Below are 5,298 nucleotides of genomic sequence, written 5' to 3' on the forward strand. Positions count from 1 at the left end.
CCGTCCGACATCTTCGAGACGCAGCCGGCGATGGCGGCGCGTCTGCAGAATCCTGTCGACCACCTTGGTGCCCAACCCCGGCACACGCAGCAGCGCCTCCCGATCGGCGCGATTGACGTCGACCGGGAACCGGCCGCGGTTGCGCAGCGCCCAGGCAAGTTTGGGATCGATGGCAAGGTCGAGCATGCCGTCATTGCTGCCGGCCAGGATTTCAGGCTGCGAGAAGCCGTAGAAGCGCATCAGCCAGTCCGCCTGGTAAAGCCGGTGCTCGCGCATCAAGGGCGGCTTCTGCAACGGCAGCGCCGCAGACGAATCCGGGATCGGACTGAAGGCGGAATAATAGACGCGGCGCAGATGATAGCTGCCATAAAGCCGGGCGCTGGCGCGCAGGATGCCGTCGTCGGACGTTTTGTCGGCGCCGACAATCATCTGCGTCGACTGGCCGCCCGGCGCAATGCGCTCGCGTTTGCGGCTCTGCAACGTTGGTTCGGCCTTCTCTTCGATCTTGCAGCGCAGCTTGGCCATGGAAAGCCGGATCGTTTCCGGCTTCTTTTCCGGGGCCAGCTTCTTCACCCCTTCGTCGGTCGGCAGCTCGACATTGATCGACAGGCGATCGGCATAACGGCCTGCTTTTTCGATCAGTTCGGCTGACGCTTCGGGAATGGTCTTGAGGTGAATATAGCCGCCGAATTTCTCCTCGATCCTGAGCCGTCGCGCCACCTCGACCATCTCGCCCATCGTCTCGTCCGGCGAGCGGATGACGCCGGAGGACAGGAACAGACCCTCGATGTAGTTGCGGCGATAAAAATCCATGGTGAGCCGCACCACCTCGTCGACGCTGAAGCGGGTTCGCCGCACATTCGAGGAGGACCGGTTGATGCAATAGCTGCAGTCGTAAATGCAGAAATTGGTGAGCAGGATCTTCAGCAGCGAAATGCAGCGCCCGTCCGGCGCATAGGAATGGCAGATGCCCGAGCCCTCGGTCGAACCGATGCCGCCTGTTTTCAGCGAATCGCGTTTCGCCGAACCGGACGATGCGCAGGAGGCGTCGTATTTGGCGGCGTCGGACAGGATCGCCAGTTTCTCGCGGACGGAAATCACAGCCATGCGTTCATGATATGTTCCAGAAAGTCGCCTGGCTATAACTTTTGAGTGTCGCGGCGAAACGTGATCACTCCGTCTGCGAGGCCAAGTCCTCAGACCTCGTGGAGGTAGAGGTGGTAGTCGAGTTCGCTGACGGTGCGTGCGACGCGCAGATATTCCGCCTGCTTGATCGCCACGAAGGTCCGGTGCAGGTCGGGACCGAGCGCCGATTTCAGGAATTCGGAGCCACGTGCCGCCTCGATCGCGGCGCGCCAATCGGTCGGCATGGTGGAGGCTTCCGTTGTCTGCTCGTAACCGTTGCCGGTCGTTTCCGGTCCGGGGTCAAGGGCCTCGTCGAGGCCCTTGACGATGCCCGCCAGCACCGTCGCCGCCACAAGATAAGGGTTGGCGTCGACGCCGGACGGCCGGTGCTCGATACGCCGGTTCATCGCATCGCCCGCCGGCACGCGCAACGCCACGGAGCGGTTGTTGACGCCCCAGGTCGGCGCCACCGGCGCATAGGATTGCGCCACGAAACGCCGCCATGAATTGGCATGCGGCGCAAACACCAGCATCGATTCCGCCATGGTGTGGATCAGGCCGCCAAGCGCGTTGAGCAGGCTTGGCGACCATTTCTCGCCGGCAGCTTCGGAGAAGACGTTGCGGCCGGCATCGTCCTGCAGCGAGACGTGGAAATGCATGCCCGAACCGGCATAGGCCTCGATCGGCTTGGCCATGAAGCAGGCGGTGACGCCGTGCCGGCGCGCCTGCGCCCTCACCAGCCGCTTCAGCATGACCAGGTCGTCGGCCGCCCGCATCACGTCCTTGCGGTAGTTGAGCGTCAGCTCGTACTGTCCGGGCGCATATTCGGAAATCACCGTCTCGGCCGGAATGCCTTGCGCCCTGGCGGCGGCGTAGATGTCGGAAAACAGCGGCTCCATGCCGTGCAGGTGGTCGACTGAATAGACTTCCGTTTTGCCCGAGCGGCGCCCGTCGAGCACCGCGCGCGCCGCCTGCACCTTGCCGTCGGCATCGCGCTCATTGGCAAGCAGAAAAAATTCCAGTTCGAAGGCGCCGGCCGGATGCAGGCCGCGCGCCGCCAGGATCCCGACTTGCCTTGCCAGCACCAGCCGCGGATCGGAGGTCATCGGCTGGCCGTCGAGACGATACATCGCCATCAGCACCTGGCCGCGCGGCGGCTTGGTGCCGTGCAGCGGCACCAGCGTGCCTGGAACCGGCCATGCCCTGAGGTCGCCGTCGCCGGTGTCCCAGATCAGCCCGGTCTCGTGAACATCCTCACCGGTGATGTCGAGGCCGAGGATCGAGATCGGCATATGCCTTCCGCCCTCGAAAATGCTCATCAGCTCGTGCCGGCGCACGATCTTGCCGCGGCCGATGCCGTTGGCGTCGGTGAGCACGATGTCGAAGGCCTCGATGTCGGGATGGGCGGCGAGAAACGCTTTCGCCTCGGCCGGCGTCGAGCCCGAAGGGGAGGTCACAACTGTGCTCGGATTGTCCATAGCCGCTTGTCTCATGCCGTAAGCCTGGCGGCAACCGCGGCGAAAGCCGCGATCAGGCGGCTTACCTGCGCCGCGGTCGTCGCCGGCGAGATCAGCATCATATTGTGGAACGGCGCGATCAGCACGCCGCGATTGACCAGCGCGACATGGACGGCGGCTTCGAGTTCCGGCGCATGTGCCTTCTCCGCCTCGCCGCCGTTCTTGAGCGGCCCGGGCGTGCAGATGAACTCGACGCGGGCGCCGACGCGCGCGACATGCCAAGGCAGCTTGTTTCGCTCGATGACGGCGGAGAGCCCCGCGTCGAGGCGGCGCGCCAGCCGGTCCATATGCGCATAGGCCTCCTCGGTCATTACCTCTTCGAGCGTCGCCCGCATCGCCGCGAATTGCAGCGGGTTGGCCGACAGCGTGGTGCCCATGCCGGAATAGCCGGGTTCCTTGCTGCGATTGTAGGTGCTGTAGCGCGTCGCGACCTCCTCGCTCATGCCCCAGATGCTGGCCGGCACGCCTCCGGCCACCGGCTTGCCGAGCACGAACAGGTCCGGCTCCAGCCCGTGCTTTCGCGTGTAACCGCCGGGCCCGGTTGAAATGGTGTGCGTCTCGTCGATCAAAAGCAGCGTGCCGGCGGCGCGGGTGAGGCGCCGCAGCGCGTCGTGGAAGCCGGGTTCCGGCAGCACCATGCAGGAATTGGTCAGCACCGGTTCGGTGATCACGCAGGCGATATCGCGGTCGCCAAGTGCCGTTTCCAATGCTGCAATATCGTTGAATTCGATAACCTTGGTTGCCCGTGTGAGATCGCGGAACTCGCCTGCCAGCCCAGGCCGGTTGACCGGCTTGCCGTCGATCAGTCGCACCATCGTCTCGTCGACCGAGCCGTGATAGCAGCCGTTGAAGACCAGGATCTTTTCGCGCCCCGTCACCGCGCGGGCGACCCGCAAGGCGAAGCGGTTGGCATCGGTGGCGGTGGTGGCGATCTGCCAATAGGGCAGGCCGAAGCGCTGCTGCAAGAGCGGACCGATCGCCAGCGCATCCTCGCTGGGCAGCATATAGGTCAGGCCGCGTGCTGCCTGCCGGCGGATGGCGCGGGCGACCGGCGGCGGCGAATGGCCGAGCATCGAGCCGGTGTCGCCCAGGCAGAAATCGTCGAGCTTGTTGCCGTCGACATCGGTAATCGTGGCACCCTTGGCGCTGTCGACCAGGATCGCAAATGGCGTCGGCCAGTCGGTCATCCAATGCATCGGCACGCCGCCGAGGAAGCCGGCCATGCCGTTGCCAACCTTGGCCTCGGACTTCGGCCGCGCCTTGCGGAAGGCGGCCGCCTCGGCCTCGCGCAGCTCGGCTATGCGGGCGGCGGCGATGCCGCCGATGGAAGTCCGGTCGATTGAATGCATGAAGCCCCTCTTTCTCGCGCGGCACTCTGCCAACCGGTCGGCAAAACCGCAATTGGCCGCGCAGGGGGCGGGCGTTGGCTCAGGCAGTAGGGATTAAGGGATGAAGAGATTAAGGGAGTAGGGCATTGGGAAGACAGCGGAGGAAGGCTTTCCTTTCCCTATTCCATTGGCGCCCTATTCCCCTAATCCCTTACGCCGTGATGTCGATCACGCCGCAATCGCCGGCCGCGCTGCCGAAGACGATGCGGCGCTCTTCCTTGTCCCACATCATCGAGGTGATGGCGCCTTTGCCGGGACGACGCAGCAGCACTTCCTTGGCGTCGGCGAAGCGGGCCGCGATCACCATGCCGTCCTCATAGCCGATCGCGGTGACCTCCTGGCTGGGATGGCAGGCAACGCACGTCACCATGGTATTGCCGCGCGTGCCGAGCTCCAGCGGCGCCTTGCCCATCGGCCCGTCCTTGCTGGCGAAAGGCCACACGATCGCCGCCGGCGCGCCGGAGCTCGCCAGCCATTTGCCCTTCACGCTCCAGGACAGGCTTTTGACCTTGCCCGGATAGCCGCTCATGCGCATGTGCTTGCCGTCGGCCAGCTTCCAGCCATGCAGCGCGTTTTCCTGCATGGTGGTAATCAGGAAAGCGCCGTCCGGCGAAAAGCTGATCCCGGTATGGGCGCCGGCCCATTCGAGCTCGACCGGCTTGCCCTCCGCCGCAGGAAAATGCAGCGTCGCGCCGTTGTAGCGGGCAACGCCGAAGCGCATGCCCTTGGGCGAGAAGGCGAGCCCTTCCACCGAGCGCGGATGGGCGAATTCCTTGATCTTGCCGTCGGCGAAACGGACGAACGCCGTCTTGCCCGAGGCATAGGCGACCGCACCCTGAGGGCCCGCCGCAACGCTGGTGATCCATTTTCTGCAGGCGCTGGCAAGTTCGCTCGCCTCGCCGCCGGCCTTGACCTCAAACACCTTGCCGTCCTCGCCGCCGGTGATCAGGCGGTCGTTCGCCGCATCGTGGAAGGCGGCGAGCAGCCCGTCATTCGCCTGTACGGTCTTGTGCCCATTGTCGAGCCGATGGATCGCGCCGTCGGCCAAAGCGAAATGCGGCACGTCGCCGAGGAAGACGGCGGCGACGCAATGGCCTTCGAGATCAAGCGGGGCGACTGTCGGCATGGGGATGGTCCATTCGATTTCACCAGCCGGCGCGGCTAGGTGTGACTCCCCCTTCTCCCCTTGTGGGAGAAGGTGGATTGGCGCGTAGCGCCAAGACGGTTGAGGGGTGTTCGACGGAGTGCCGTCATCGCCAAGCTGGAAC

Annotated in this window: 4 protein-coding genes; all 4 read right to left on the reverse strand. The window is 65.0% G+C overall.

What is annotated here, in order from left to right; translation table 11 throughout:
* On the reverse strand, positions 1–1,107 hold a 1,107-nt coding region (locus EOA79_RS29250), incomplete at its 3' end, for a putative DNA modification/repair radical SAM protein (protein ID WP_128293534.1).
* A gap of 89 nt (positions 1,108–1,196) precedes the next feature.
* Positions 1,197–2,603, reverse strand: coding sequence for a glutamine synthetase family protein (locus tag EOA79_RS29255; RefSeq protein WP_095824362.1), 1,407 nt, complete (start codon positions 2,601–2,603; stop codon positions 1,197–1,199).
* Between the two features lie 11 nt (positions 2,604–2,614).
* A complete protein-coding gene (locus EOA79_RS29260) occupies positions 2,615–3,991 on the reverse strand; it encodes an aspartate aminotransferase family protein (protein WP_095824361.1) in 1,377 nt (458 codons plus the stop codon).
* A gap of 190 nt (positions 3,992–4,181) precedes the next feature.
* Positions 4,182–5,156 carry a WD40 repeat domain-containing protein gene (locus tag EOA79_RS29265; protein WP_095824360.1) on the reverse strand — a complete coding sequence of 325 codons (975 nt, stop codon included), beginning with the start codon at positions 5,154–5,156 and terminating at the stop codon, positions 4,182–4,184.
* Positions 5,157–5,298: the final 142 nt, after the last annotated feature.

Source organism: Mesorhizobium sp. M1A.F.Ca.IN.020.03.2.1 (genome assembly GCF_004023205.1).
Lineage (GTDB): Bacteria > Pseudomonadota > Alphaproteobacteria > Rhizobiales > Rhizobiaceae > Mesorhizobium.